The organism is Pseudovibrio ascidiaceicola (assembly GCF_900114245.1).
In the GTDB taxonomy this organism is placed as follows: domain Bacteria; phylum Pseudomonadota; class Alphaproteobacteria; order Rhizobiales; family Stappiaceae; genus Pseudovibrio; species Pseudovibrio ascidiaceicola.
This window is the reverse complement of the sequence record NZ_FOSK01000001.1, coordinates 502,212-528,575: the sequence shown is the minus strand read 5'-3', so window position 1 is coordinate 528,575 and position 26,364 is coordinate 502,212. Positions and strand designations below refer to the sequence as shown.

Below are 26,364 nucleotides of genomic sequence, written 5' to 3'. Positions count from 1 at the left end.
TCTTTGTCCCTAACTTTCCTTGCCGATGCGAGCGGCTTTTTCTGAATCCACCCACCACGTCGCTTCTACGGGGAAGGCATATGCCGGCATATCATTCGGAATGCCGAACATGTCCCAGACAGCTACTGTGTGGAAGGCTTTGAACCACTGCGGCACCCAGTAATAGCCTGCACGCAGAACTCTATCCAATGCTCTGGCAGCGGTTATCATTTCCTCACGCGAGGATGCATTCAGCGCCTTATCCACCAAATCGTCGACAGCAGGCACCTTGATGCCGGAGAGATTGTAAGATCCGAAGGTTTCAGCAGAGGCCGATGTCCAGAAGTTGCGGATGCTCGGCCCAAGTGTTGGTGTCAGAGAAAAACGGTGCCCGACAATGTCATAGGTAAAATCATCTACACGCTTCTGGAACTGTGCCGGATCAACGACGCGGAAGCTTGCTTCAATGCCTAACAGTCTGAGATTCTTGACGTATGGCAACACAATTCGTTCAAAGGCAGGCGAGTTGGAAAGAAACTCCATTTCCAGCTGCTTTCCATCAGGCCCGATCAGTTGCTCACCGCGCCTGTAGTAACCGGCCTCCTTGAGCAGAAGCGAGGCTTCTCTGAGGAGTTTGCGATCCTGACCTGAGCCATTGGAGACAGGTTGCGTGATCGCCTCACCAAAGACCCCTTCAGGCAGGTCTTTCTTGTAAGGCTCCAGCAAGGCCAGTTCGGCATCGCTTGGCAAGCCAACAGCCTTCATCTCTGAGTTTTCGAAGAATGACTGGGTTCTGGTGTAAAGATCATAAAACAGCGCTGCATTCGACCATTCAAAGTCGAAGGCGTAGCCAAGCGCTTCACGGACCTTGGGATTGGAGAACTTCTCTTTACGCGTGTTGAGGAACCAACCTTGCGCCCCTGATGGGAGGCGGATGGCAAATTCCTTCTTGGCAACACGTCCCTCTGTCAATGCAGGGAAGTTGTATTCCGTCGCCCAGGTCTTTGACGAGAACTCTTCGTGGAACGTCAAACGACCTTTCTTGAAGGCTTCGAATGTTGCCTGACGATCTCGGAAAAAGTCCAGACGGATGATTTCGAAGTTGTGATGGCCTTTGGTTACTGGCAGGTCTTTCGCCCAGTAATTCTCTACCTTTTTGTACTCAATGTACCGGCCAATCTCATAGCGTCCGACCATGTATGGTCCCGAGGACAACGGCGGTGTCAGCGTTGACGCTTCGAAGTTGTAGCGAGTGTAATATGTTTTTGAGACAATAGGGAGAGTTGCTATCAATAAAGGAAGTTGCCTGCTGTGATAGCCAGAAAAAGCAACCGTGACAGTGTGCTCATCAGGTGCAGTTACAGAAACCATTTCCTTGATGGACTGGCTGATAATCGGGTGCCCTTTTTCCTTCAGAAGGTTCAGACTGAAAGCAACATCTTCTGCATTGAGAGTTGATCCGTCATGGAACCGGGCTTCTGGTCGGATTTTGAAGGTTACGAAGTTGCCGTCTTCCGAGACCAGAGCGCTTTCGGCCACCAGACCATACACGGCATCCGGTTCGTCATAGGCACGCACCATCAGGCTATCAAAACAGAGCTCCATACGCGGTGGGGCGTCTCCTTTGAGGATGAAGGTGTTGAACGTGTTGAAGGTCTGCGGGTTCTGATTGTAGCCCCAGCTCGGCGCAGTCATGGCGATTTTGCCACCAACCGGAGCATCCGGATTAACGTAATCAAACGCCGTGAAATCCTTTGGGTACTTCAGATCACCAAAGACAGAGAGGCCGTGGCTTAAAGTTCCCGCCTGAACCGGCAGGGCTCCGCCGGGCACCAGAAAGGCTGCCGCGGTGGCCGCGCTGAAGTGCAGGAAGCTACGTCTACTGATTTGGCTTAGCGTCATCAATTGGCCTCCTCTATCTTCTTGGCTTTTTCTTCATCCCACCACCAGACGGTTGGGAAACCGATGGAGAATTCAGGAAGCTGTTTTGGGTGTGCGAAACGATCCCAGCGCGCAACGCGGCTGAATGGAGATGTCCAACCTGGAACAACGTATTGCTCCCACATCAGGATACGGTCCAAAGCCTTAGTTGCTGCAACCAATTCGTCACGATCATCAGAGTTGATGATGATATCAATCAGCTCGTCGATGGCAGGGTTCTTGATACCCGCATAGTTTTGAGATGCTTCGCTGTCCGCAGCATTTGAGCCCCAATACTCTCTCTGCTCGTTGCCAGGAGAAAGAGACTGCGCCCAACCGGTGTAGATCATACCGAAATCGCGGCTGCGGACGCGGTTGACATATTGTGAGCTGTCGACGACGCGCAGCTGCAGGTCAATGCCAAGCTTCTTCAGCGAGGCTTGATAACGAAGAGCAACGCGCTCAAAGCGGCCACCATTCATCAGGTATTCGATTGTGAATGGTTCGCCAGTCTCTTTGTTGACGAGCTTGCCTTGCTTTTGCACGTAGCCAGCGTCTCTAAGAAGACCTATTGCCTTTCTCAGATTGGAGCGCTCCTGACGAGAATCTTCCGATACCGGGTTCTCGTAGGGCTCAGTAAAGACCGCTTCAGGCACTGGTGATTTCAAAGATTTCAGAATTTCCAGCTCACGCCCTTCTGGCAGGCCTGCAGATGCGAGTTTTGTTCCGTCGAAGTAGCTGGTGAAACGGCTGTATTGGTCAAAGAAGATCGTGCGGTTCATTTCCTGGAAATTCAAGGCATAGTTCAATGCCCGGCGCACGCGGCGATCCTGAAACTTCTCTTTGCGGGTGTTGAGAATAAAGCCCACCATCAAGCCACTTCCACGATACGTCTGCGGGAACTTTTCCAGCACGACATGGTTGGCTTTTACAGCAGGAATATCATAGGCCGTTGCCCAGTTTTTAGCCGTGGTTTCCGTGCGCCAGTCAAAACGGTCAGCCTTAAAGGCTTCAAGCTGCACGGTTTCGTCGCGGTAGTAATCGTAGGCGATTGTATCGAAGTTGTTGGAGCCGACATTCACATTCAGATCTTGCGCCCAGTAGTCGTCAACGCGTTCAAAAGAGATTGAACGCCCTGGTACGACGTCACCAATACGGTACGGACCAGAGCCGAGAGGCACTTCCAAGGTGCTTCTGGAAATGTCACGCGCATTTCCCTGAGCATCTTTCTCATTCCACCAATGCTTTGGCATGATGTAGAGCGAGCCAAGGATTTGCGGGGCTTCTCTGTTACCCGGTTTGTCGAAGTTGAAGCGGATCTCTGTCGGGCTCAAAATGTCATAGCCGGTCACATGACGGTAATAGTATTTCCGGGAAGGATCTTGCGTGGTCCACTGATCGAATGACCATCCCACATCTTCTGTGGTGATTGGCTTGCCATCGTGCCAGCGTGCATCAGGGCGCAAGCGATAGATCACCCATGCAAAGTCTTCAGGGTACTTCATCGCATCAGCGATCAGACCATACTCCGTCGAGGACTCGCTCATGGATGGGGTCATCAGAGTATCGTAGATAAGGCCTAGTCCGCCTGCACGGATGCCTTTTGAAGCCACAAGGTTCAAACTGTCAAAGGTGCCAGTCGCCGAGAGCCGCACCCTGCCCCCTTTGGGAGCATCCGGGTTTACATAGGGGAAGTGCGCGAAACCTTCCGGCATCTGAGGAGCGCTGATGAGAGAGTCTGCATACCGCCATTCAGGCTCACTGGTTTCAGCAATTGCTGCAGAGGATGTAAGGCTTGCAATGGCGAACGCCAAACCTGTCAGTGAGCTATATAGTCTGGTACGCACAGCATTCCTCCATAAATACAATCAGTAGTTCTAGCGTAGAAAAAACACCACGCGCTGAAAATTGAACTTTTCTTGCAGCTTTCAGCCAAACTTAAACTAAGATTACGGCTGAAAACACTTCCGCTACAACGTCTTTTGCCAAGATGACAAAAATTTAACTGGAAGAAACGAGGAAAAGGTTAGCATTCACGCAAATTCAGACAATAAAAAAGCCGGGATCAAATCCCGGCTCTTTAACAATTCTACCCTCACATATGTGGGAGGGATATCAATTCAATATTAATTGATTGGTACTGGGTTGTCTGAAAGTGAACGCAGGTAAGCGATCAGGTCAGCGCGCGGCTTGTCTTTCTTCAGACCAGCGTAGCCCATGGATGTACCAGAAACATGTTTCTTAGGTGCTTTGATGAACTCGTTGAGCTGCTCAAATGTCCACTCAGGATTGCTTGCAGCAAACTCCTGCATCGCTGAGGAATAAGAGAAGCCATCATGAGATGCAGGTGCGCGACCTACAACACCCCAGAGGCCCGGGCCAACTTTGTTTTTTCCGCCCTGATCGAAGGTGTGACAAGCTGCACATTTTTTAGCTTGTTTCGCGCCAGCATCCGCAGAAGCAGTGGTGAGCAGCTCTTCAATTGAGACGACCTTGACTTCTTCCGCAGCTTCATCACCTGCGCCGTTGTCGGCACCAGCGACTTCAATCTCAAAACCGCGTTTTTCGTTTCCATGAGGCGCAAAGATGACTTCCGTCAAAACATTCAGGCCCATGAATACAACCAAGGCGAACAGAATTGCGCCGGCAATTTTGTTCAGTTCAAACGAATTCATAGCTCACACGCTCCGAATATTTGGTTAGGCTAGCCTTCATGCAGCAGGCATGGCACCTAACTCGATATGTGTATTTTGCTGGGAAACTACAGTTATTTTCGGGCACTTGTCCATAATTTAATTAGTGTTTTTCCTAGGACTTTTGCAGTGATGTGGACCACAGGTTGATGTTTGAGAGCTCAAAAAACCAAGGAACACAACAACTCTCGCCAGTCAGCAGTTTAAAACGGCTATAAACTACTGATTTATTCGAGGATATCCCGTTCAAGCCAATTCAGATTGCAACAAGTGCCTGATGCAACCAATTTACCTGAACTCAAGAGAATGCGACAAAATATCACACCTGATTAATTTTAGATCTGGGGATTTTATTGCAGAGCGCTCATTAGGCCTATAAACGCGCTCATTCTTGAGGTCTTTTCACCTTAAGTTTCTCATCTGAGTATTATTAAGGTTTGCAATCCCTCACATCTAGGGCAATTTGTGCGAGGGGCTTTTTCGCGACTGTTGGCGAAGCCTCAAATGTATCAGGTTTCTAATTTGCCGTGAGTATAGTGATGTCAGATCAGCGCAAAGTCGTGTTTCAAGGAGAAGTGGGAGCTAACTCCCATATGGCGTGCAACGCCGTTTACCCAGAGTACCAAGCTATCCCTTGCGCGACTTTTGAAGACTGCTTCCACGCGATTGAGACTGGAGAAGCAGAACTTGGCATGATCCCGATCGAAAATTCGGTTGCGGGACGCGTTGCGGACATTCACCACCTGCTTCCTCGCAGCAATCTGCACATCATTGGCGAATACTTCATGCCGATTCGGTTTCAGCTGATGGGCATCAAAGGCACCAAGCTGGAAGAGCTGAAGAGCGTTCAAAGCCATATCATGGGGCTTGGACAATGTCGAAACTTCATTCGCGATCATAACCTTAAGCCAATTATTGGCGCTGACACGGCAGGTTCTGCGCGTCAGGTTGTTGAAGGCGGCGACAAAACAATTGGCGCCTTTGCTCCAGAGCTTGCGGCAGATGTTTATGGTCTGGATATCCTCGCACGTGATTGTGAAGATGCTGCCCATAACACGACCCGTTTTGTGATCCTCTCTCGCGAGAAAAAGCAGACTGCGAACACTGGCCAGCCAATCATCACGACTTTCATTTTCCGCGTTCGAAACGTTTCTGCTGCTCTTTACAAAGGGTTAGGCGGTTTTGCGACCAACAACGTCAACATGACGAAGCTGGAATCCTATCAGCTTGAAGGTCAATTCTTCGCGTCCATGTTTTACGCAGATATTGAAGGACACCCAGAAGAACCCAACGTAGCCCTTGCACTTGAGGAGCTGGCGTTTTATTCGACTGAACTGAATATTCTTGGGGTGTACAACGCTAGCCCGTTCCGCGAAAAAATTCGGGAACCCGAGGCTAACCGTGCTTTGCGTCCTACACCAGGGAAATAACAGTTGTAGGCCTTGCTCCAACGGTGAGTCACCTATGTATCGTTCCGGGCACTTATGATCCGGGCTAGTTACAAGGACTTTACATGTCTGAATTCAAGTTTGATGCATTGTGCATCGGCAATGCAATCACTGACGTCTTCTCTCATGTAGAAGATAGCTTTCTCGTTGAGCAGTCTTTGGTAAAGGGCTCCATGCGCCTGGTCGATACAGACGAAGCGCTGCGCCTGTATGACCTGATGGGTCAAACAACCCGCATCTCCGGCGGCAGTGCAGGTAATACTGCTGCTGGTATCGCTTCTCTTGGTGGCGCACCTGCCTTTATCGGTAAGGTCGCAGCTGATGAAGTTGGTGAAGTTTATCGCCATGACATGAACAGCATTGGCGCCCACTTCAACACAGGCCCATTGCGTGATGATCTCGCGTCTGGTCGTTCCATGATCCTGATCACTCCGGACGGTGAGCGGACCATGAACACCTATCTGGGTGCCGCGACCAAGCTGACTGCATTTGATATTGACCGTGAAGTGGTTGCCAATTCTGCAATCACTTACATGGAGGGTTACCTCTGGGACGAAGACGCGGCGAAGAATGCGTTTCTTGAAGCTTCCCGGATTGCGCACGAAGCAGGGCAGCTGGTGTCGCTTTCCTTGTCAGACAGCTTCTGCGTTGATCGTTTCCGGGATGAGTTCCTTGAGCTGATCCGTGAAGACAAAGTGGACATTCTGTTTGCGAATGAGCATGAGCTCAAAGCGCTCTACCAGACCTCCGACATTGAAACTGCAATTGCGCTGGTGCGCGAGGATTGCACGCTGACCGCTCTGACATTGGGCTCAGAAGGCGCTATGGCGATCTCTCGCGAGGAAACCGTACATGTGCCTGCAACTGCCATTATTGGCGGCGTGCGTGACCTGACAGGCGCGGGTGACCTGTTTGCGTCTGGCTTCCTGTTTGGTCTGGCGCGTGACTTCAGCCTGAGCGATTGTGCTGAGCTGGGTTGCCTTTGTGCTGGTGAGGTTATCAGCCACGTTGGTGCGCGGCCTGAAAAGCCGCTTAATCAGATTGCAGAGCAGACTGGCTTCACACTCAAAGCCTAGCATTTGGCGAACTGGCGATAGAAATTCAGGCGGCTTGCGGGCCGCCTTTTTTATTTGCTGACCTGCTGAATATCTTCTGCGCTGTTGACCTGAAAAAAGAGCGGCTGTGCGGTGCCGATATGCATTTGCTCGGTCTCTTTTTGCTTGAGCTTGCAGATCTTCGAGATCAGTCCTCGGATTGTATTTCGGTGCGAAGAGATGATGACATTTTTTCCATTCATCAGCTGGGGCAAGACACGGTGTTTGAACACACCATGCGCTCTGTTGGCAGTCATCTCCACACTTTCACCGCCGGGCGGCACGGCATGCAATGAGTGGCGCCATTGGTGGACTTGATCCACTCCGTGTTTCTGAACAGCTTCTTCTATAGGTGTGCCTGTGAGATCTCCGTAGGCCCTTTCATTGAAGAGATTGTCTTCAATGACATGCAAATGAGATTGCTCTGTTTCTTCAAGGATGAGATCCAGCGTTTTGCGCGCGCGTTTGAGGCCTGATGAATAGGCCAGATCGAACTGGATTGCCTGAGAGTTGAGAGTACGGCCTGCGTTTCGGGCTTCTTCAATGCCCTTGGCGCTCAGTTCAGGATTGGCCTGCCCTGAGAAAACCTTCAGCGCATTCCATTCGCTTTGCCCGTGGCGTACTAACACCAACAATCCCATAAGACACGCCTCGCAGATCTTCTTTGTGTGCGTGTCTTATATAGGTTCAATTGCAGCTCTAAACCCGACTTTCGTTAAAACATCCAATGATGATTTCAGGCAGGCTCCAGAATGTTGGTGGGCAAACCGTCCAGACTTGTGGCGTTGTGCTTGCGCCAGTAGTTCTCCAACTCTTCACGATCCATCGTCTCGTAGTAGGGCAAGAACTCCTTTTCGACGCGCGTATCGATCAGATCCATGCGCGGGACTGTTGAGCCGCAAGACGTCTGAATGAGTTCGATATCGAGGTCGAAGATTTGTCTACACCCCGGCAGATCAGGGAACTGAGCGACCAGTTTAGCCCAGTCTTCATCTCTGGGATGGATGACCTTTGCCGTTCCAAACACCCGAAGTGTGAGGCGTTGTTCGCCGAAGGAACAGAACATGAGGGTCATGCGACCGTCTTCCTGCACGTGGGTGGCTGTTTCATTGCCAATACCGGTCAGGTTCAGCCAGATGATGCGCTCATCGCTTAAAACCCGCAGCGTATCCATGCCTTTGGGGGACAGGTTGATGTGCCCTTCGGCAGCAGCTGTTGCGACGAAGAACACTGACTGCTCCTCGATGTGCTGGCGAAATCTGCGGTTCAGTTTTTTGGCTTTGATCATCGGGTTTCTGGTGCCATTTTCAGGAGCGACTAGTCGGCGACTGCATATTGGGTGTTGATGCGGCGCTGTTCACTGGCATAGCTGCCAGAACGTCCGCCATTGCGTTTGTCGTAACTTCTTGCCCAAGCCTGCCAGAACTCTTGGGAGCTGCTGTCCATCTCAGTGATTTCCGGTTGGACAATCGGTGTTTTCGGCAGGATCGTGTTGGGCAACTGCACGACCTGCAGCAAAGGCCGGTGGCGTGGGAAGCTGATTGGAACATCCTGTTTGCGGAGCTTGATATTGATGAAGAGCGGTGAGCAGAACCAGCTGGAGTCAATCATCGCTTCAAAGCAATCATAGCCTGCATTGGACGGCAGGTTGATTGGGCCGCGGACCCAATGGCACTGACCTTCATCGCCGATCAGGCTGTAACCAGCGCCGATCTGAACGATGTCGCCTTCAGGAAACACATCCAGGAATGGGGGGTAGTAATCCTCCAGTCCTTCCGGGCAGGAGCTTTGGTAGTCTTCCACGAAGTCTGTAAGGTACAACCGATCCAGCAGGGTCCACTCACCGTCGGCGCCAAGCCGATAGAGGACCTCAGATCCGGTCCACATAAGATAAAAATCTACAGGCGGGTAAACATAGTAGCCCTGACGAGAAGCAGTAAGGAGGGGTTCACAATACTTCATTGCCCGGGCTGGCATCATGCCAAGGTTCGTTCCATCTGCCTTAACAACGTCTGGGGCAGACTTGACCATTCTTACAAACTTCACAGGAATTCCCTCGCAGACAAAACACTCTGCAAAAATGAAGCGAGGCAGCCTAAACTGCCTCACACATTAAATTATTTTGGTTTTTTCTCTTCATCTTTTGGAGCAAGTCCACCATTCAATTTAGCTGGCTTTGCTTGAGCAGATGCTGGGCGACCGTCGTTTGCTACTGAAAACTTCATAGGTTGTCCTCTCAATTAATATATTAATGCGGTCATACAATTTCTGTATGCATGGAGAGGCTTGCATCGAATCTTACGTAGCGCAAGGCAAATAATAATGACGCATGCATTATCTATTATTGATAATTTTAAGTGTATTTAATTTCACATACTTAGTATTTTAACAAAGACTATTTGTGTGAATAATATTTATATTTTTACAATTCTAATTCAGCCATTACAGGCGGTGTAACTCCGCCAAATAAAAAAGCGGCCCGAAGAGCCGCTTTTTATGATTCTGAATTTTGAGGGTGGCTTAAACTTCTGCCAGGTCCTCAACAGAAAGAACCTTACCTTCTTCATCAAGGCGATAAACAACAGGCTTGCCTGTGCCGAGTTCGCGCTTGAGGATCTCTTCAGGTGAAAGTCCTTCAAGTTCCATGATGAGGGAACGCAGGGAGTTGCCGTGTGCAGCAACAATTACGCGATTTCCTTCGAGAACTTTTGGAAGAATGTCAGAGCGGTAGTAAGGCAAGGTGCGCTCTGCAGTCATCTTCAGGCTTTCGCCGCCTGGAGGAGGAACGTCGAAAGAACGACGCCAGATGTGAACCTGCTCTTCACCAAATTTCTGACGAGCTTCGTCTTTGTTCATGCCGGTGATGTCACCGTAGTCACGCTCATTCAGAGCCTGATCTTTTGACGTTGGCAGGTCTTCCTGACCAAGTTCACCAAGGATCAGCTTAAGAGTGTGTTGAGCGCGCAGCAGGTCAGAAGTGAACGCCAGATCAAATGTCAGGTTCATTTCTTTGAGTTTTTTACCAGCAGTTGTTGCTTCTTCAACACCCTGTTCTGTCAGGTCTGGGTTTTTCCAGCCGGTGAACAGGTTTTTCAAGTTCCATTCGCTTTGTCCGTGACGGACGAGAACCAAAAGGCGTTCCATTAAGCTCTCCTAAGGAGGTTATGTTTGCTTAAAACAGTTGTCTTGGAAGGACTGTTTCAAGTCTCATTTCACATGTCTTGCTCATCGCTCGTTAGAGCATGTTGCGTTCATGTACGTTTACGCATCGCGCTCTAACAGCTTTGTTGGAGCGTATTCTTGTCGTTTGATTGAACCCAATCAAGCGGAACACGCTCTAGCAAGCATGCATTGTGTGTCACTCATCGTTCAGGCCGAGAACATCAGCCATTGAGTATAGGCCCGGTTGCTGATTGTGCGCCCAGAGGGCTGCTTTCACGGCACCGCGAGCAAACAGTTGTCTATCCGTTGCGATATGTGAGAGATCTATACGCTCTCCTTCACTCGCAAACATCACCGTATGTTCACCTACGACAGATCCGCCCCGCAATGTTGCAAAGCCGATGTCGCCTCTTTTCCGTTCACCCGTAATGCCGTCTCGTGTGCGAACACTATGGGTTTCAAGATCAATCCCTCGGCCTTCAGCAGCCGCCTCACCCAACAGCAATGCTGTTCCTGATGGGGCATCGACTTTATGCCGGTGATGCATTTCCAGGACTTCGATATCGAAATCTTCGTCCAGAGCAGCAGCAGCCTTTTTAATGAGACATGCAAGCAGGTTAACACCTAGGCTCATATTGCCTGATTTTACAATGCGGGCTGATGTCGCGGCGTGAGCAAGTTCGGTAGATTGGGCAGACGTCATTCCGGTTGTGCCGATAATGTGCGCAATAGAATGACGCGCTGCTACTTCTGCAAAGCCAATAGTTGCCTCTGGTACGGTGAAGTCCAGCACGCCATCTGCGTTTGCAAATGCAGCTTCCAGATCATCCGTAATTGCAACGCCGAGTTTACCGCATTCTGCGAGTTCGCCAGCATCTGCGCCCAAAAACTGGGAGTGCTTGCGCTCGATCGCGGCTGACACCACAACCCCGTCCATTTCGGTCACTGTGCGTATCAGTGCACGCCCCATTCGGCCTGCTGCGCCTACAACAACCAGTCGCATGTCACTCATCACGTCCCCCAAGCCTACGAAAGCCCCTCAAATTATAGTGTGGAGGGGTATAGCAGGCACACTAAAGAGTTTCAAACTCATATGACGGTCGGTGTCCTAGAGTTTGCTCTGTCTCGCGCAGCTGGTGTTCGTTTTATGCTTAGTCAGGTACGGCCTGTTCTGCGCAAAAATCTGATAAAACTTATCCCCCTACCCTCAACCACGCTTATTCTCAGTTTTGTGCTCACGTATTCGGGCAGCTGGTGGACCGTCCATCAGTGCGGCGTGGGCTGGGCGGGGCTACCGGGTGAAGTAACGCATCACCTGGCGGGTTCGTTGAAACACCCCTTGAAAGTCTTTAGTGCAGGGACCAAGCGGAAGCTGGTCACCCGATGGGCGTCTACACTGGCAGGCGTTTAGCTTTCACCGACAATCACATTTGCCTTTGGCAAGTGTGTGCATCGTTGACAGTGCCTGCTCCCAATGCCTTTCGGAGGAGATCTTGTTTCATACAAAAACGCCCGGGCAAGGCGAGCAGCCAATGCCGAAGAAACTAATTTACTCACAATGCGCAGGCATCGCCTGCTCGCCTTGCTCACCCCGTACTCGGGGCCATCAACTCAACACCGCCGGCAATGCCGTGCGGTGCTAAAACTGCTCCAGCTATGAGGAATTCTCAAGTCCACCTGAATAGAAACCCTCATGAAGTGCATATTCTTGCGCTAAGATAGCCGATAGCTTACTCAGAGAACTATGCGTTCACGCCGATCACGCATTAGACTCTAAATCTTTATTCTAACGCGTGTTACGCATTTCCAAAACTCAGGCAGCTGCTCCCGCAAGGGGATACTATTATGGATAATATACGCGGCAGCATCTGGATGGTGCTTGCAATGCTGGGGTTTGCCATTGAGGATACGTTGCTTAAGACGGCGACGATTTCAGTGCCCGTTGGGCAAACACTGATGTTGTTTGGTATCGGCGGTACATTCGGCTTTTTGCTGCTGACCTGGAGACGCGGTGAACGGGCTTTTACGCCGGAAGCGTTGAAGGCAACACTTTACACACGTGCGATTTTTGAGATTACCGGGCGGCTGTTTTTCCTGCTGTCATTGGCACTGAACACACTTTCCAGCACCTCTGCCATTCTTCAAGCCACCCCAATTACAGTCACTTTGGGCGCAGCTGTGTTGTTTGGCGAGCGCGTGAACTGGCAGCGGTGGCTTGCGATCCTGATCGGCTTCATCGGCGTACTGATGATTATCCAGCCAAGTTCGGAAAGCTTTCAGGTGACCTCAATCCTCGCCATCATCGGTATGATTGGCTTTGCTGGTCGTGATCTGGCAACACGGGCAGCTCCTCCTGCTCTTTCCAACATGCAGCTTGGTGTTTACGGCTTTGCGGTGCTTATCCCAACTGGCGCAGCTTACTCATTCTGGTCTGGCGGGTTTGTCTGGCCGGATCTCTTCAGCGGATTGGTCATCGCTGCGGGCACTCTTGTGGGCATTGGCGCCTATTACTCGCTCACTGTCGCCATGCGCACCGGGTTGGTGTCAGTTGTCACTCCCTTCCGGTACTCCCGATTGCTTTTCGGCCTCCTGCTTGGGTTCCTGATTTTTGACGAGACCGCAGACGCCATGACACTGGCAGGCTCCGCGATTATCGTATTGAGCGGGCTGTATATTCTGGCAGGCCACTCACGACTTAAAGCACAAGCCTCTAAAGGGCTGAGGGAGCGAGCTTAAAACGAAAAAAGGCCGATCCATTTCTGGACCGGCCTTTTTGAACTTAGCTAGAAAAGCTTAGTCTTTTGCAGGAGCTGGTGCAGCTTCTTCGCGAGGAATTTCCTTGCCAGTTTCCTGATCGACAACTTTCATGGAAAGGCGAACTTTACCGCGCTCATCAAAGCCCATCAGCTTAACGAAGACTTTGTCGCCTTCTTTGATCACGTCAGTTACTTTCGCAACTTTGCGTGGAGCCAGCTGGGAGATGTGAACCAGACCGTCGCGTGCGCCGAAGAAGTTTACGAATGCACCGAAGTCTACAGTCTTAACAACTGTGCCTTCGTAGATTACGCCAACTTCTGGCTCAGCAGCGATGGAGTTGATCCAGTTAAGAGCAGCTTTAATCGCTTTACCGTCAGAAGAAGCCACCTTAACGGTGCCGTCGTCTTCGATGTTCACTTTCGCGCCGGTCTTTTCAACGATCTCGCGGATAACTTTACCGCCAGAACCGATTACTTCACGGATCTTGTCTACTGGGATCTTGATCACTTCGATGCGTGGAGCATGCTCACCCAGCTCAGAACGAGCTTCGGTGATTGCATTTGCCATCTCGTCAAGAATGTGAACGCGACCGCCTTTAGCCTGCTCCAGAGCGACTTTCATGATCTCTTCGGTGATACCGTCGATCTTGATGTCCATCTGCAGTGCAGTGACGCCGTTTGCAGAACCTGCAACTTTAAAGTCCATATCGCCGAGGTGATCTTCGTCGCCAAGGATATCGGAGAGAACTGCGAAGCGCTCGCCTTCCTTGATGAGACCCATCGCGATACCAGCCACAGGAGCCTTCAGAGGAACACCAGCGTCCATCAGGGACAGGGATGCACCACAAACGGAAGCCATGGAGGAAGAACCATTGGACTCAGTGATTTCAGAAACAACACGCAGAGTGTATGGGAAATCATGGTGTGCAGGCAGCATTGGGTTAACAGCGCGCCATGCCAGTTTACCGTGACCGATTTCACGACGTCCTGGGGAACCCATGCGACCAGCTTCACCTACAGAGTATGGAGGGAAGTTGTAGTGCAGCATGAATGCAGATTTGGTGGTGCCTTCGAGCTTGTCAACGAACTGCTCGTCTTCACCTGTACCCAGTGTTGCAACAACCATTGCCTGAGTTTCACCGCGTGTGAACAGGGCAGAACCGTGTGCACGTGGCAGCATGCCAACTTCAGAAACGATAGAGCGAACGGTGGAAAGGTCACGACCATCGATACGGGAACCAGTATCCAGGATACGGCCACGAACGATTGCAGCTTCAGCTTTCTTGAACAGGTCAGAGATGACAGTCGCTTCAGGAGCGCCTTCTTCACCGGTTACAAGAGCTTCAACAACTTTCGCCTTCACAGCATCAACAGCGTTTTTACGCTCTGTTTTCACAGTGATGGAGTAAGCAGCGCCGAGTTCTTCAGCAGCCAGTTCCTGAACTTTTCCGAACAGCTCAGAATGATCTGGCAGGTTCAGTTCACGTGGCTCTTTAGCAGCTTTTTCAGCAAGCTGGATGATCGCATCGATCACAGGCTGGAAGCCTTTGTGACCAAACATCACAGCGCCGAGCATTACTTCTTCGGTCAGTTCCTGAGCTTCGGATTCAACCATCAGAACAGCGTCGTTGGTACCTGCAACAATCAGGTCCAGATCGGTTTCTTCCATCTGGTCAACTGTTGGGTTCAGAACGTATTCACCGTTGATGTAACCAACACGAGCGCCACCGATTGGGCCCATGAATGGAACGCCGGAGATGGTGAGTGCTGCGGATGCACCAACCATTGCCAGAATGTCTGGAGCGTTCTCAAGATCGTGAGACAGAACAGTAAGAACAACCTGAGTTTCATTCTTGTAACCATCTACGAACAACGGACGGATCGGACGGTCAATCAGACGGGATGTCAGGGTCTCGTGCTCGGAAGGACGGCCTTCGCGCTTGAAGAAGCCACCTGGAATGCGGCCAGCAGCGTATGCCTTTTCCTGATAATTTACGGTAAGTGGGAAGAAATCCTGACCTGGCTTTGCGGTCTTCGCGGACACTACAGTCGCGAGAACTTTGGTCTCGCCGTATGTTGCGATGACTGCGCCGTCTGCCTGACGGGCAACCTTGCCGGTTTCAAGGATGAGCGGACGTCCGCCCCAATCTACTTCCACGCGATGTATATCAAACATATCTTTATCCTAACGTTCGCCTCAGTGCCTGATGGTCGTCATCAAACTTGAGGCTGTCATTTGCCGGCAATGCGCGCACCAACTCCTTGAGTATCAAGGGCGCGATGCCTTTTCAGGTCGAACGATTGCAGGCAAGACAGCGAGAAGCTCTGTTAGATTGTGCGTACCTTTGACCAAAAACCGGCCTCCACTTTTGGGAGATACGCTGTAAGCTTCTGGCAATCCTGCCAGGTCTTCATCCGCCTGCTTTCATTCTGGAAGAGAACGATCTGATCCAGAATATACCTCTCGCAATTTCCCGAAATACCTTGGAAATAAGAGAGGGTAAGGAAAACGCGGCGAGCTTTCGCTGCCGCGCTTTGAATTCTTCGTCTTAGCGACGAATGCCCAGACGCTCGATCAGGGACTGGTAACGAGCAACGTCTTTGCCCTTAACGTAGTCAAGGAGCTTACGACGAAGTGCAACCATTTTAAGAAGACCACGACGTGAGTGGTTGTCTTTCTTGTGACCCTTGAAGTGGTCAGTCAGAACTGTAATGCGGTGCGTAAGGATAGCAACCTGTACTTCCGGAGAGCCAGTGTCGCCTTCTTTGATCGCAAATTCTTTGATCAGTTCAGCTTTTTTTTCAGGCGTAATCGACATCGATTTTTCCTTATCTAATGGCAGTCGAAACTGCGTTTTTTTTAATGTGCTCATTTGCGGAGCGATGCGCTGAACTCGGGCCATGCCAAGATGTCGTCTAGCAGGGTCAGGCCAACACATGATAACCGGGTAAGCAGTAGCTTCCCAGCGGCGGGACTATGACTGAAAAACTCTCAAAAAACCAGAAGAATCTTGAGAGGCTTGCAGCCATAAATCCCAGTAGAACAGTTTGCCTTTCAACGATTGCGCCCCGCGATGATTTACATTCATGTGTGGGGCCTCACTTTCAGAAAGGCTTCAGAGATTGAAAACCCGTTTGGGCTTGAACTGGCCTTTTGAGACTTCACCAAAAGCAATCAGCTTGCCTCCAGAAACCACATAGATTTCTTCCGGGCCAATCGGTGCATTTGCGCCACGCAGTAAAACAGGATTACCGCGCTTTACCTTTGCAGCAGCATCAGAGGTGATCGCCACCTCTGCAAACTGGTGGAGCGCGACTTCAACTGGTTTGATGTGTCCGATCAGTTCTGAATTTTCGTGGGGGTCGAGAACAGGTGGCTCTTCCCCTTCTTCAACTTCTACCGCCATAGTTTCTTTAGCGGCACGAAGTTCATCCAGAGTAACCATCTGCTCTTCACCGAATGGTCCTACCAGCAACCGGCGCAAGTCAGTGACATAGCCACATGTACCAAGCCGTTCACCAAGATCCCGAGCCAGTGAGCGAACATAGGTTCCCTTGCCGCATTCAGCTTCAAATACCGCACGGTTTTCATCTGGACACTCGACCAAGTCCAAACGGTGCACCACAATCGTGCGTGCGTCCAGCTTTACGTCTTCGCCATCTCGGGCAAGATCGTATGCGCGGTTTCCATCAACTTTGATTGCTGAGAAAATTGGCGGAACCTGCTCAATGGCACCACGGAATTCAGGCAAAACCTCGAGGATCTCATCTTGCGTCGGACGTACATCGGAGGTCTTGACCGGCTCGCCTTCAGCATCATCAGAGGTGGTTTGCGTACCCCAGGTCACCTCAAAGCGGTAAACCTTTCGTCCATCCATGATGTATGGGACCGTTTTGGTGGCTTCCCCAAAAGCGATAGGCAAGCAGCCGGTCGCGAGCGGGTCAAGCGTTCCTGCGTGTCCGACTTTTTCAGGATGAAAAATCCTCTTTAACTGCCCCAACGCATCATTGGAGGTCAGGTTTAGAGGCTTATCCAACACAAGCCATCCGTTTACAGGGAAACGGGGTCTACGTCGCTGCTGTTTGCGCGCCATACTTCTCAGCTCTTAATTCTTTGCATGCTTAGCGCTTCTAAGCGCGTACTTTGGTCAGGAACTCACGACTTCTTCTTCAGCAATATGCTCTGTAAAGCTTAGTCGCGGTCACCACCTTGATCATCATCGTCATCAATGCCGCCATCAGCAAAATCCTTACGGATGCTAGGCTCATGCAGTAGTCGAGTGATCAGATCATCATCGTCAAAACGCGTATCGGCTACAAAACGTAGATCACAAGTGTATTTCATTGTGACGCGTCGAGCGACTTGTCCACGAAGGTATTTCGCGTTGCGTTTAAGTGCAGCGAGGACAACGTCAATATCACGACCACCCATAGGCATAACCAGGACGTCTGCCCATCTTAGATCAGGCGACATGCGCACTTCCGGGACCGTGATAATAACACCATCTAGATCAGGATCTGTGATCCGACCACGTGTCAGAATGTCTGACAGTTCTTTGCGGACAATCTCACCTACACGCAACTGGCGCTGAGACGGCTGACCTGCAAATTCATCGCGTGCTTTTGCCATTTTTATCTCTCAATTTGCTTTGAGTTTGGAACAACAGAGCGCCGACGGGGATAAATCCGCGCCGGCGCTGCTGAATGTTCATTTCGCTCGTTTAGCTCTTCACTCTGTTAGAGGGAGCGAGCGATCTCTTCTACCTGGAAGCACTCGATGACATCACCGACGCGCATATCCTTGTAGTTTGTGAAGTTCATGCCGCATTCAACACCGGATTCAACTTCTTTGACTTCGTCTTTGAAGCGCTTAAGTGTACCCAGCTCACCTTCGTGGATGACGACGTTGTCACGCAGCAAGCGAACCTGTGCGCCACGCTGAACGACACCTTCGGTGACCAGACAACCTGCAACACGACCGATTTTGGTGATGTTGAAGATTTCTTTGATGTCTGCGTAACCGAGGAAGGTTTCGCGACGTTCTGGAGCAAGCATGCCAGACATGGTGGACTTCACATCGTCGATGAGGTCGTAAATCACGCTGTAGTAGCGGATTTCGACGCCTTCGCGACGTGCAGCTTCCTGCGCCTGTTTGTTTGCACGAACGTTGAACGCCATGATCGGTGCTTTGGATGCAATCGCCAGAGTGATGTCGCTCTCGGTGATACCACCAACGGAAGCTGCCACAACACGTGCGCCGACTTCGTCGTTGCCAAGTTCTTCGAGCGCACCCTGGATTGCTTCGGCAGAACCCTGCACATCGGATTTGATGATGAGCGGGAATTCTTTTTTGCCTTCTTCCTGCAAGCCCTTCATCATCGCTTCCAGAGAACCACGGGACCCAGCAATACGTGCTGCGATCTGATCGCGTTTCTGGCGCTGACGATATTCGGAAATCTCGCGTGCACGGCCTTCGTTTTCTACAGCGGCAACCATGTCACCTGCAGATGGCGTGGACTGGAAACCAAGAACTTCAACCGGCTTGGAAGGACCAGCTTCCTTAACCTGCTTGCCGTTCTCGTCGATCATTGCACGAACACGACCCCACTCAGAACCAGCGATAACAATATCACCGACCTTGAGAGTACCCTTCTGAACCAGAACGGTAGCAACTGGACCGCGACCTTTATCAAGCTTCGCTTCGATAACGGTACCTTCGGCAGCGCGGTTCGGGTTGGCTTTCAGCTCAAGAACTTCAGCCTGCAACAGGATCATTTCGATCAGCTTGTCGAGGTTGGTGCCTTCTTTCGCAGAAACTTCAACGTCGATCACGTCACCACCCATGGTTTCCACCACGAGGTCTTCACGGAGAAGATCGTTGCGAACACGGGAAGGATCAGCACCTGGCTTATCCATCTTGTTGATCGCGATGATGAGCGGAACGCCAGCAGCCTTAGCGTGCTGAATTGCTTCCTTGGTCTGTGGCATCACACCATCATCAGCAGCAACCACGAGGATCACGACATCAGTGGATTTTGCACCACGAGCACGCATCTGAGTAAACGCTGCGTGACCAGGAGTATCGATGAAGGTGACCTTCTGGCCATCCTGTTCAACCTGGTATGCACCGATGTGCTGAGTAATGCCGCCAGCTTCGCCGGAAGCAACGTTTGCCTTACGCAGAGCATCAAGAAGTGACGTCTTACCATGATCAACGTGACCCATGATCGTCACAACCGGTGGACGGTTGGAAAGATCGGTGTCGTTGTCTTCTACGGTGAAGAGACCTTCTTCAACATCCGCTTCAGATACGCGTTTAACGGTGTGACCCATTTCAACAGCGATCAATTCGGCAGTGTCAGCATCGATGATGTCGTTGATCTTCATCATCTGGCCCTGCTTCATCAGCAGTTTGATAACGTCAACGGCACGTTCAGACATACGCTGAGCAAGATCCTGAATGGAAATTGCTTCTGGGAGTGTTACCTCACGAGCTACTTTCTCGCGAACAACTTTCTGACCCTGACGCTTTTCTTTCTCACGACGACGACGCATGGATGCCAGCGAACGGCTACGGCCTTCGTCGCCACCGGTTGCGCGCGTAATTGTCAGTTTTGACTTACGACGATCATCGTTGCCTTTTGGAGACGGCTTAGGAGCCACTACTGGCTTCTTAGGACGAGCAGCTGGCTTCAACGCCTTTTTGCTGACCTCCTTACCGGTTTCCATGCTCTCAGCTGGTGCTGCAGACACGCCACCTGGACGACCGCCTGGACGCGGGCCATTCAAGTTTGGCGGCTTGCCATCACGCATTGGTGGACGACCACCACGATCACCGCCTGGACGAGGACCACGATCACCACCTGGGCGAGGACCACGATCGCCACCTGGACGAGGACCACGATCACCTGCTGGGCGAGGACCACGATCACCTGCTGGACGAGGACCACGATCACCTGCTGGACGAGGACCACGATCACCTGCTGGGCGAGGACCACGGTCACCACTTGGACGAGGGCCACGGTCACCACTGCGCTGAGGACGATCACCAGAACGTGCAGGACGTTCTTCGCGCTGCGCTGGTTTTGGAGCTTCAGCAGCTTTTGCAGCCGCTTCAGCTTCACGCTTTGCTTTCGCTTCAGCTTCGGCCTTTGCACGTACAGCAGCTTCTTCAGCTTCACGCTTTGCGCGAGCTTCGTCTTCTACACGTTGTTTTTCTGCTTCTACAGCGCGCTGTGCAGCCAAGATTTCCTGACGCTTCGCTTCTTCAGCGCGGCGTTTGGCATCTTCGACTTCGCGAACCTTAGCCATTTTAAGCGCTGCGAGACGTGCGTCTGCTTCGCCCTTGGTCAAGGTTTTCAGAACGGCACCACCGCCCTGACCGCCGCCACCGCGACGCTGACCGCCACGCTGGTTGTTATTGTTATTGCGGTTGCCACCGCGACCGCCGCCTTCACCGCGCTTCTGAGCATCACCCGCACCACGGCGAGCTTGCTGAGGACCGCGCTCTTGCTGCTGTCCCTGACGCTTTTCCGGGCGTGACTGGGAGGCTGCAGGAGTTGAAGAGGAAGCTGCTGCAGGTGCAGGTGCCGCGGAGCCTTCCTGGCCCGGCACAACTACACGGCGCTTCTTCTTTTCCACGACGACTGCCTTGGAGCGGCCGTGGGAGAAGCTCTGCTTAACAGTGCCCTTCTCAACACTGCCTCCGCGTTTGAGGCCCAGCGTTTTCTTTTCCCCGCCGGTGGGATTGTCGTGGTTGTCTTTGGTATCGCTCATATTGCCTTCAGTCCTGCGCCACTGCACCCTTTGTACCGTCGTCGTCAGCTACGACAGAAACTTCCCGGAATTGCGCAAGGCGTTGCGCGTGCTTCACGAAGTTTCTGCCTGCCTCGCCGGCCAGCAGTACAGCATGTATAACGTTATCCCGATCCAGATGCGTACTCATCTGTTCCGAGGTAAACAGGCGGATCACGCTGAGACGATCCACCTTGCCAAATCTAGAAGCGGCTAGGGCCGCCAACTTACGCACACCATCTTCAGAGGCTTCAGTGGCGTGCACCAGAGCAAGAACACTCTCCTTTTTGAGAGCTGCCTCGACTTTCGAAAAGCCAACATGTAGGTTGCCAGCTTTTCGGCTCATGGACAGTGCGCCCAGAGCTGCCTGCTCCAGCAGTTTGTCGGTGTGGTCGGCCAAACCGTCTTCAGCGTTTACCTGCTCCTTAAAGCCTCTCGAGAAAGCGCGCCTTTTTATCGCTTCCTGCAAAACAGACTTCTTTGCCGACACCCAAACCCCACGTCCCGGGAGGGTGCCTTTCACATCAACTACAACAGTTTTGTCAGGAGCCATAACGAATCTGAGAAGGTCTGTCACCGGTAGAACTTCACGCGTGACCGCGCAGGTACGTTCTGTCGGCTCATTTTTTCTCGGCACTTCGTATTCCCAACCCTACTATTGTTGTTATTTTTCATTCAGTTACGGGGATGTAGAAACCAGCAGCCTTATGCTGCAACTTCAACACACCCCCGTATAAAACTTTTTTCTGCAGTCAAGCGGCTACAGATTATTCAGAGGACTGCTCGCCTTTTGCGTCTTCTGCACCGCTCTCTTGCGCCAATTCCTCGTCGGCGTCAACCACAGTCTCTTCAAATGTTTCGCCTTCGAAGTCTTCTTCTTCGACTTCCAGCTCTTCTTCAGAGACTTCCACAAGGTCTTCCGCAGAGATCCATCCAGCTGCAACACGTGCTGACATCACGACAGCTTCCGCATCAGCACGAGACAGATCGAAACTGCTCAGAGTACCTTCCACGCGAATGGTTTCTTTATCCTTGCGTTCCGTCCAGCCAACAAGGTCGTCAGCTGCACAGCCTGCGAGGTCTTCCATGGTTTTGATTTCGTCTTTACCCAATGCAACAAGCATTGCGGATGTAAGACCTGGGACCTGAACCAGCTCATCGGAAACACCAAGCTGACGACGCTCTTCTGCGAGTTTTGCTTCCTGCTCTTCCAGGTACTCACGTGCACGAGCTTGGATTTCGTCGGCTGTTTCTTCGTCGAAGCCTTCAATGGACGAGATTTCGTCGAGGTCAACGTACGCGACTTCTTCTACAGAAGTAAAGCCTTCTGATGCGAGAAGCTGAGAAACCATCTCGTCAACATTCAAGGTATTCTGGAAGAGATCGGAACGAACCTGGAATTCTTTCTGGCGACGCTCGGACTCTTCCGCTTCCGTCATGATGTCGATGCCCCAGCCTGTGAGCTGAGAAGCAAGGCGTACGTTCTGACCACGGCGACCAATTGCCAGAGACAGCTGATCGTTAGGAACAACAACTTCGATACGCTCGGAATCTTCGTCGAGAACAACCTTAGCAACTTCAGCAGGCTGAAGCGCGTTTACGATGAAGGTTGCTGCATCATCATTCCAAGGAATGATGTCGATTTTCTCACCCTGAAGCTCACCAACAACAGCCTGAACGCGGGAACCACGCATACCAACACACGCACCAACCGGGTCGATAGAACTGTCGTTAGACAGGACTGCGATCTTAGCGCGGGAGCCTGGGTCACGAGCAACAGCTTTGATCTCGATAACGCCGTCATAGATTTCTGGCACTTCCTGCGCGAACAGTTTTGCCATGAACTGAGGGTGTGTACGAGACAGGAAGACCTGTGGACCACGCTGTTCGCGGCGCACATCAAAGATCAGCGCACGAATACGATCACCATTGCGGAAGATTTCGCGCGGGATCAATTCATCACGACGAACGATTGCTTCACCCTTACCGGTGTCGACAACAACGTTGCCATATTCAACGCGCTTCACAACAGCATTGAGCACTTCACCAATACGGTCTTTAAACTCATCGTACTGCTGATCACGCTCAGCTTCGCGTACTTTCTGAACGATGACCTGCTTAGCGGACTGAGCAGCGATACGTCCGAAGTCAAGCGGTGGCAATGGATCTGCCATGAAATCGCCGACTGTTGCATCCGGGTTGCGCTCCTGCGCATCAACCAGAGCAATTTCAGTCGAAATGTTCTCGACAACCTCAACAACCTGCAGCAAACGCTGAAGGCGGATTTCACCGGTTTTCGGATTAATCTCGGCACGAACTTCAGTCTCGGTGCCATAACGGGAGCGAGCGGCTTTTTGGATTGCATCCTCAAGAGCAGCAATCACAATGCTACGGTCGATCGACTTTTCGCGGGCGACCGCTTCAGCGATCTGCAGCAGCTCCAAACGGTTTGCGCTGATAGCCATTCCTCGTCAACTCCTTCCACGCCCTGCCTTCCTTCACACCAGCAGGAACATCAAAACAAAAGGGTGGCTCTTTAAAACCGGAACCGCCCATAACCCATTGCGCAACAAGAACAGCTAATCAGTGATTGAGGTAACTGTCGTCGTCCGTAGGCTCCCCACGGGCTGCTTTTGCGGCTTTATCGGCTTTCAATGCCGCATCGACCAGTTCATCAGTCAAAACCAATACGGCTGACCCAATCTCATCCAAAGGAAGACGTGCTGCCTCATCCTGACCTTCCTGAACATCGGTCATTCTGATAAGCGCGCATCCATCTTCCACACCGATGATGTGTCCACGATATCTCTTACGCCCAGCTTGCGGCACAGACATTTCGATTTTCGCAACATGTCCGGCCCAGCGCTCGAAGTCGCCTGCGCGAACGAGCGGGCGGTCAATACCTGGAGATGAAATTTCGAGATGATAGGCACCAGAGATTGGATCATCCACATCCAGCGCCGGGGAAACTGCGTGGCTGATTTCTTCACAATCTTCAACAGCCATCGTCCCATCCAGACGCTCTGCCATGATTTGAAGGGTGCAGCCATTGTTTCCGTTTACACGGATGCGCACCAGCCGATAGCCCAGATCAGCAACGACCGGCTCGACAATTTCAGCTACGCGAGCCTCTAGGCCCTTTTCCTTTATAATCCGGGGATCGGTTTCGTCCACTTGGTACCTATCGTCTTAATGCAAAGACATGCTTAGTGCCTTTGGCAGTTATTTCGGATACCTGAATTTCGACAGTCAGGCATCACTACCGACTTAGCTAATAAAAAAGAGCGGGTCCTTTCGGGGCCCACTCCTCAATGCTCTTAACTGAGCCGATAGAGAACTCTTGCTCTGCAATATAGTCATTTGACCACTGTATGCAACAGAAAATCAAAGATGAGCGCAGACAAAAGCGAGTCCCCTTTAGGTTTTCGTCTCTTCAACCCGTAAAAATGTCAGGTAACGGCCAATTCTACCTTCACGGTGTGCCTTGCGTTCGTACCGCGTACCTGGCCAGTTGTGCCATGGCGTGCGCCAGTCAGAAGCGCATTCTGCACTCCATTCAAAGGCTGGATGCCTGCGACAATGGGACAGCGTCCAATCCACATAGGTGTCGATATCGCTCGCAAATCGGTATTCGCATCCTGATTTCAGAGCACGTGCAATACGTGTCAGATTGATCTGGTTTACAAAGCGACGCTTCCAGTGCTTCTTCTTTGGCCATGGATCTGGGTATAGCTGATAAGCCATATCCAATGATGCAGCCGGAAGCCAGTCGAGCAACTTTCCTGCATCGTCATCATACAAGCGAATATTTTTGAGACCATGTTCTTCAATGCTGGAGACAGCCTTGATAATGCCGGAACTAAACGGCTCACACCCGATAAATCCGATTTCAGGATTTTCTCTCGCGCGATGAATAAGGTGCTCAGATCCCCCGAAGCCAATTTCAAGACAAACGCTCTTTACTGGGACGGGGAATAACTCTGCCAGATTTTCTGGAGGTGTTTGTGTCAGGTCCAATGCCACTTGTGGCATAACATCCTGAAGTAACTGCGATTGTCGCGGACTTGCGGGCTTTCCGACACGGCGGCCGAAAAAAGAGCCTTTGTAGTGATCTACCATCGTTCTCATAAACACAAACTGGCCAGAGGTCGCTCCGGCCAGTTGTTCATTCTCTAGCGTTAGAGGTTAAGCGTAGGCTTTCTCTACAGCATCACGCAGGTTATGGACAAGGTCGATTTTCTCCCAAGAGAAACCGCCATCACCTTCAGCTTCGCGGCCAAAGTGACCGTAAGCCGCTGTACGTGCGTAGATTGGCTTGTTCAAGTTGAGGTGCTCGCGAATGCCGCGCGGGGTCAAACTCATGACTTCACGAATTGCAGCTTCAACGCGCTCGCCTTCAACACGGCCAGTACCGTGCAGATTGACGAAGACAGACTGCGGCTCGGCGATACCAATCGCATAAGCCAGCTGAATGGTGCACTTGTCTGCCAAGTCAGCAGCCACAACGTTTTTCGCGAGATAGCGAGCGGCGTATGCAGCAGAGCGGTCAACCTTGGTCGGATCTTTACCCGAGAATGCACCACCACCATGTGGAGCTGCGCCACCGTAGGTGTCTACGATGATCTTACGGCCAGTGAGACCACAGTCGCCATCAGGACCGCCAATCACAAACTTGCCGGTTGGATTGATGTGCCAGATGGTGTTGCTGGTCACCCAATCACCTGGCAGAGCTGCACGGATGTAGGGCTCGACAACAGCACGCACATCGTCAGATGTCATGGTTTCATCCAGATGCTGAGTGGACAGCACGATGGACGTTGCCTCTACCGGCTTACCATTCTCATAGCGAATGGAAACCTGACTTTTCGCATCAGGACCAAGCATAGGCTCATTGCCGGATTTGCGAGCATCAGCCAGCAAACGCAAGATCTTATGGGAATATAGGATTGGAGCTGGCATCAACTCTTCGGTTTCGCGACATGCGTAACCAAACATAATACCCTGATCGCCGGCACCTTCATCCTTATTGTCAGCAGCATCTACGCCCTGAGCAATATCAGCGGACTGGCCATGCAAAAGAACCTGGACATCCAAGTCTTTCCAACTAAAGCCGGCTTGCTCATACCCGATATCCTTTACAGCAAGGCGGGCAATGTGAGCCAAATATTCTTTTGTAAGAGAGGCCGGGCCGCGAGTTTCACCTGCAATAACAAGTTTGTTCGTTGTTGCAAGCGTCTCACACGCTACACGGGCTTCTGGCATTTCCTTGAGAAATGCGTCTACAATCGTGTCTGAAACGCGATCGCAGACTTTGTCGGGATGGCCTTCTGAAACCGATTCCGACGTGAACACGTAGTTCTGACGAGCCATTGGCAAACGTCCTTCTGGGAAGAAAAATATAATTGAAGCGACGGCATATCCGTCGCTTCTGGTGTTACATCAAACAAGGAATGTCGATTACGTCAAGAGATTTAGATCAAAATTGCCGGAGAATTGCGAAATTTTACGGATCACAAAC

At 51.5% G+C, this 26,364-nt stretch carries 22 protein-coding genes; 4 read left to right on the top strand and 18 right to left on the bottom strand.

Annotated features, from left to right (window positions below):
* Positions 1-9: 9 nt before the first annotated feature.
* The 3 genes from BM231_RS02525 to BM231_RS02515 all read right to left on the bottom strand — a co-directional run bounded on the left by BM231_RS02525 (position 10) and on the right by BM231_RS02515 (position 4,574).
* A complete protein-coding gene (locus BM231_RS02525) occupies positions 10-1,881 on the bottom strand; it encodes an ABC transporter substrate-binding protein (protein ID WP_093516478.1) in 1,872 nt (623 codons plus the stop codon).
* Positions 1,881-3,746, bottom strand: coding sequence for an extracellular solute-binding protein (locus tag BM231_RS02520; protein ID WP_208860006.1), 1,866 nt, complete (start codon positions 3,744-3,746; stop codon positions 1,881-1,883). Before BM231_RS02520 ends, BM231_RS02525 begins: the two co-directional genes overlap by 1 nt.
* A 279-nt stretch (positions 3,747-4,025) precedes the next feature.
* Positions 4,026-4,574: a c-type cytochrome gene (locus BM231_RS02515; RefSeq protein WP_093516476.1), complete on the bottom strand. Its 549-nt coding sequence runs from the start codon at positions 4,572-4,574 to the stop codon at positions 4,026-4,028.
* A gap of 557 nt (positions 4,575-5,131) precedes the next feature.
* Here BM231_RS02515 and BM231_RS02510 point away from each other — a divergent pair.
* A complete protein-coding gene (locus BM231_RS02510) occupies positions 5,132-6,022 on the top strand; it encodes a prephenate dehydratase (RefSeq protein ID WP_057463058.1) in 891 nt (296 codons plus the stop codon).
* An 83-nt stretch (positions 6,023-6,105) separates the two neighbouring features.
* On the top strand, positions 6,106-7,116 hold the full coding sequence (locus tag BM231_RS02505) for an adenosine kinase (RefSeq protein ID WP_093516474.1): 1,011 nt from the start codon (positions 6,106-6,108) through the stop codon (positions 7,114-7,116).
* A 50-nt stretch (positions 7,117-7,166) separates the two neighbouring features.
* On the opposite strand, the gene BM231_RS02500 is transcribed toward BM231_RS02505, so the two are convergent.
* From BM231_RS02500 to dapB, 5 genes are all read right to left on the bottom strand, one after another.
* Positions 7,167-7,775, bottom strand: coding sequence for a 2,3-bisphosphoglycerate-dependent phosphoglycerate mutase (locus BM231_RS02500; RefSeq protein WP_093516472.1), 609 nt, complete (start codon positions 7,773-7,775; stop codon positions 7,167-7,169).
* Between the two features lie 95 nt (positions 7,776-7,870).
* Positions 7,871-8,422 carry a pyridoxamine 5'-phosphate oxidase family protein gene (locus BM231_RS02495; RefSeq protein ID WP_093516470.1) on the bottom strand — a complete coding sequence of 184 codons (552 nt, stop codon included), beginning with the start codon at positions 8,420-8,422 and terminating at the stop codon, positions 7,871-7,873.
* A gap of 29 nt (positions 8,423-8,451) precedes the next feature.
* Entirely contained in the window at positions 8,452-9,165 is a 714-nt protein-coding gene (locus tag BM231_RS02490) for a DUF6065 family protein (protein ID WP_093516468.1), read from the bottom strand.
* A 489-nt stretch (positions 9,166-9,654) separates the two neighbouring features.
* On the bottom strand, positions 9,655-10,278 hold the full coding sequence (locus BM231_RS02485) for a 2,3-bisphosphoglycerate-dependent phosphoglycerate mutase (RefSeq protein WP_057463063.1): 624 nt from the start codon (positions 10,276-10,278) through the stop codon (positions 9,655-9,657).
* Positions 10,279-10,492: 214 nt separating this feature from the next.
* The gene (gene dapB / locus BM231_RS02480) at positions 10,493-11,308 is read right to left on the bottom strand and encodes a 4-hydroxy-tetrahydrodipicolinate reductase (RefSeq protein WP_093516466.1); all 816 of its coding nucleotides are present in this window, start codon (positions 11,306-11,308) and stop codon (positions 10,493-10,495) included.
* A gap of 81 nt (positions 11,309-11,389) precedes the next feature.
* Here dapB and BM231_RS02475 point away from each other — a divergent pair, with 81 nt between their 5' ends.
* Positions 11,390-11,707: a hypothetical protein gene (locus BM231_RS02475; protein WP_093516464.1), complete on the top strand. Its 318-nt coding sequence runs from the start codon at positions 11,390-11,392 to the stop codon at positions 11,705-11,707.
* A 434-nt stretch (positions 11,708-12,141) separates the two neighbouring features.
* Positions 12,142-13,032, top strand: coding sequence for a DMT family transporter (locus BM231_RS02470; protein WP_093516462.1), 891 nt, complete (start codon positions 12,142-12,144; stop codon positions 13,030-13,032).
* 57 nt (positions 13,033-13,089) lie between these two features.
* Here BM231_RS02470 and pnp read toward each other — a convergent pair whose 3' ends face one another.
* The 10 genes from pnp to metK all read right to left on the bottom strand — a co-directional run bounded on the left by pnp (position 13,090) and on the right by metK (position 26,216).
* Positions 13,090-15,228, bottom strand: a complete 2,139-nt coding sequence (gene pnp, locus BM231_RS02465) for a polyribonucleotide nucleotidyltransferase (protein ID WP_093516460.1) — start codon at positions 15,226-15,228, stop codon at positions 13,090-13,092.
* Between the two features lie 373 nt (positions 15,229-15,601).
* The gene (gene rpsO / locus BM231_RS02460; protein WP_057463067.1) at positions 15,602-15,871 is read right to left on the bottom strand and encodes a 30S ribosomal protein S15; all 270 of its coding nucleotides are present in this window, start codon (positions 15,869-15,871) and stop codon (positions 15,602-15,604) included.
* Positions 15,872-16,168: 297 nt separating this feature from the next.
* Positions 16,169-17,146 (bottom strand): tRNA pseudouridine(55) synthase TruB, encoded by a 978-nt coding sequence (gene truB, locus BM231_RS02455; protein ID WP_093516458.1) that lies wholly within the window; start codon positions 17,144-17,146, stop codon positions 16,169-16,171.
* Between the two features lie 98 nt (positions 17,147-17,244).
* Complete coding sequence (gene rbfA, locus BM231_RS02450) at positions 17,245-17,682, bottom strand: 30S ribosome-binding factor RbfA (protein ID WP_093516456.1); 438 nt, start codon at positions 17,680-17,682, stop codon at positions 17,245-17,247.
* Positions 17,683-17,789: 107 nt separating this feature from the next.
* Positions 17,790-20,828 carry a translation initiation factor IF-2 gene (infB, locus tag BM231_RS02445; protein ID WP_093516454.1) on the bottom strand — a complete coding sequence of 1,013 codons (3,039 nt, stop codon included), beginning with the start codon at positions 20,826-20,828 and terminating at the stop codon, positions 17,790-17,792.
* 7 nt (positions 20,829-20,835) lie between these two features.
* On the bottom strand, positions 20,836-21,483 hold the full coding sequence (locus BM231_RS02440; protein ID WP_093516452.1) for an RNA-binding protein: 648 nt from the start codon (positions 21,481-21,483) through the stop codon (positions 20,836-20,838).
* A gap of 130 nt (positions 21,484-21,613) precedes the next feature.
* Positions 21,614-23,311: a transcription termination factor NusA gene (gene nusA / locus BM231_RS02435; protein WP_063309103.1), complete on the bottom strand. Its 1,698-nt coding sequence runs from the start codon at positions 23,309-23,311 to the stop codon at positions 21,614-21,616.
* Between the two features lie 118 nt (positions 23,312-23,429).
* Positions 23,430-24,020, bottom strand: coding sequence for a ribosome maturation factor RimP (rimP, locus tag BM231_RS02430; RefSeq protein WP_093516450.1), 591 nt, complete (start codon positions 24,018-24,020; stop codon positions 23,430-23,432).
* A 243-nt stretch (positions 24,021-24,263) separates the two neighbouring features.
* Positions 24,264-24,965, bottom strand: a complete 702-nt coding sequence (trmB, locus tag BM231_RS02425; RefSeq protein WP_093516448.1) for a tRNA (guanine(46)-N(7))-methyltransferase TrmB — start codon at positions 24,963-24,965, stop codon at positions 24,264-24,266.
* Positions 24,966-25,031: 66 nt separating this feature from the next.
* On the bottom strand, positions 25,032-26,216 hold the full coding sequence (gene metK / locus BM231_RS02420) for a methionine adenosyltransferase (RefSeq protein ID WP_093516446.1): 1,185 nt from the start codon (positions 26,214-26,216) through the stop codon (positions 25,032-25,034).
* Positions 26,217-26,364: the final 148 nt, after the last annotated feature.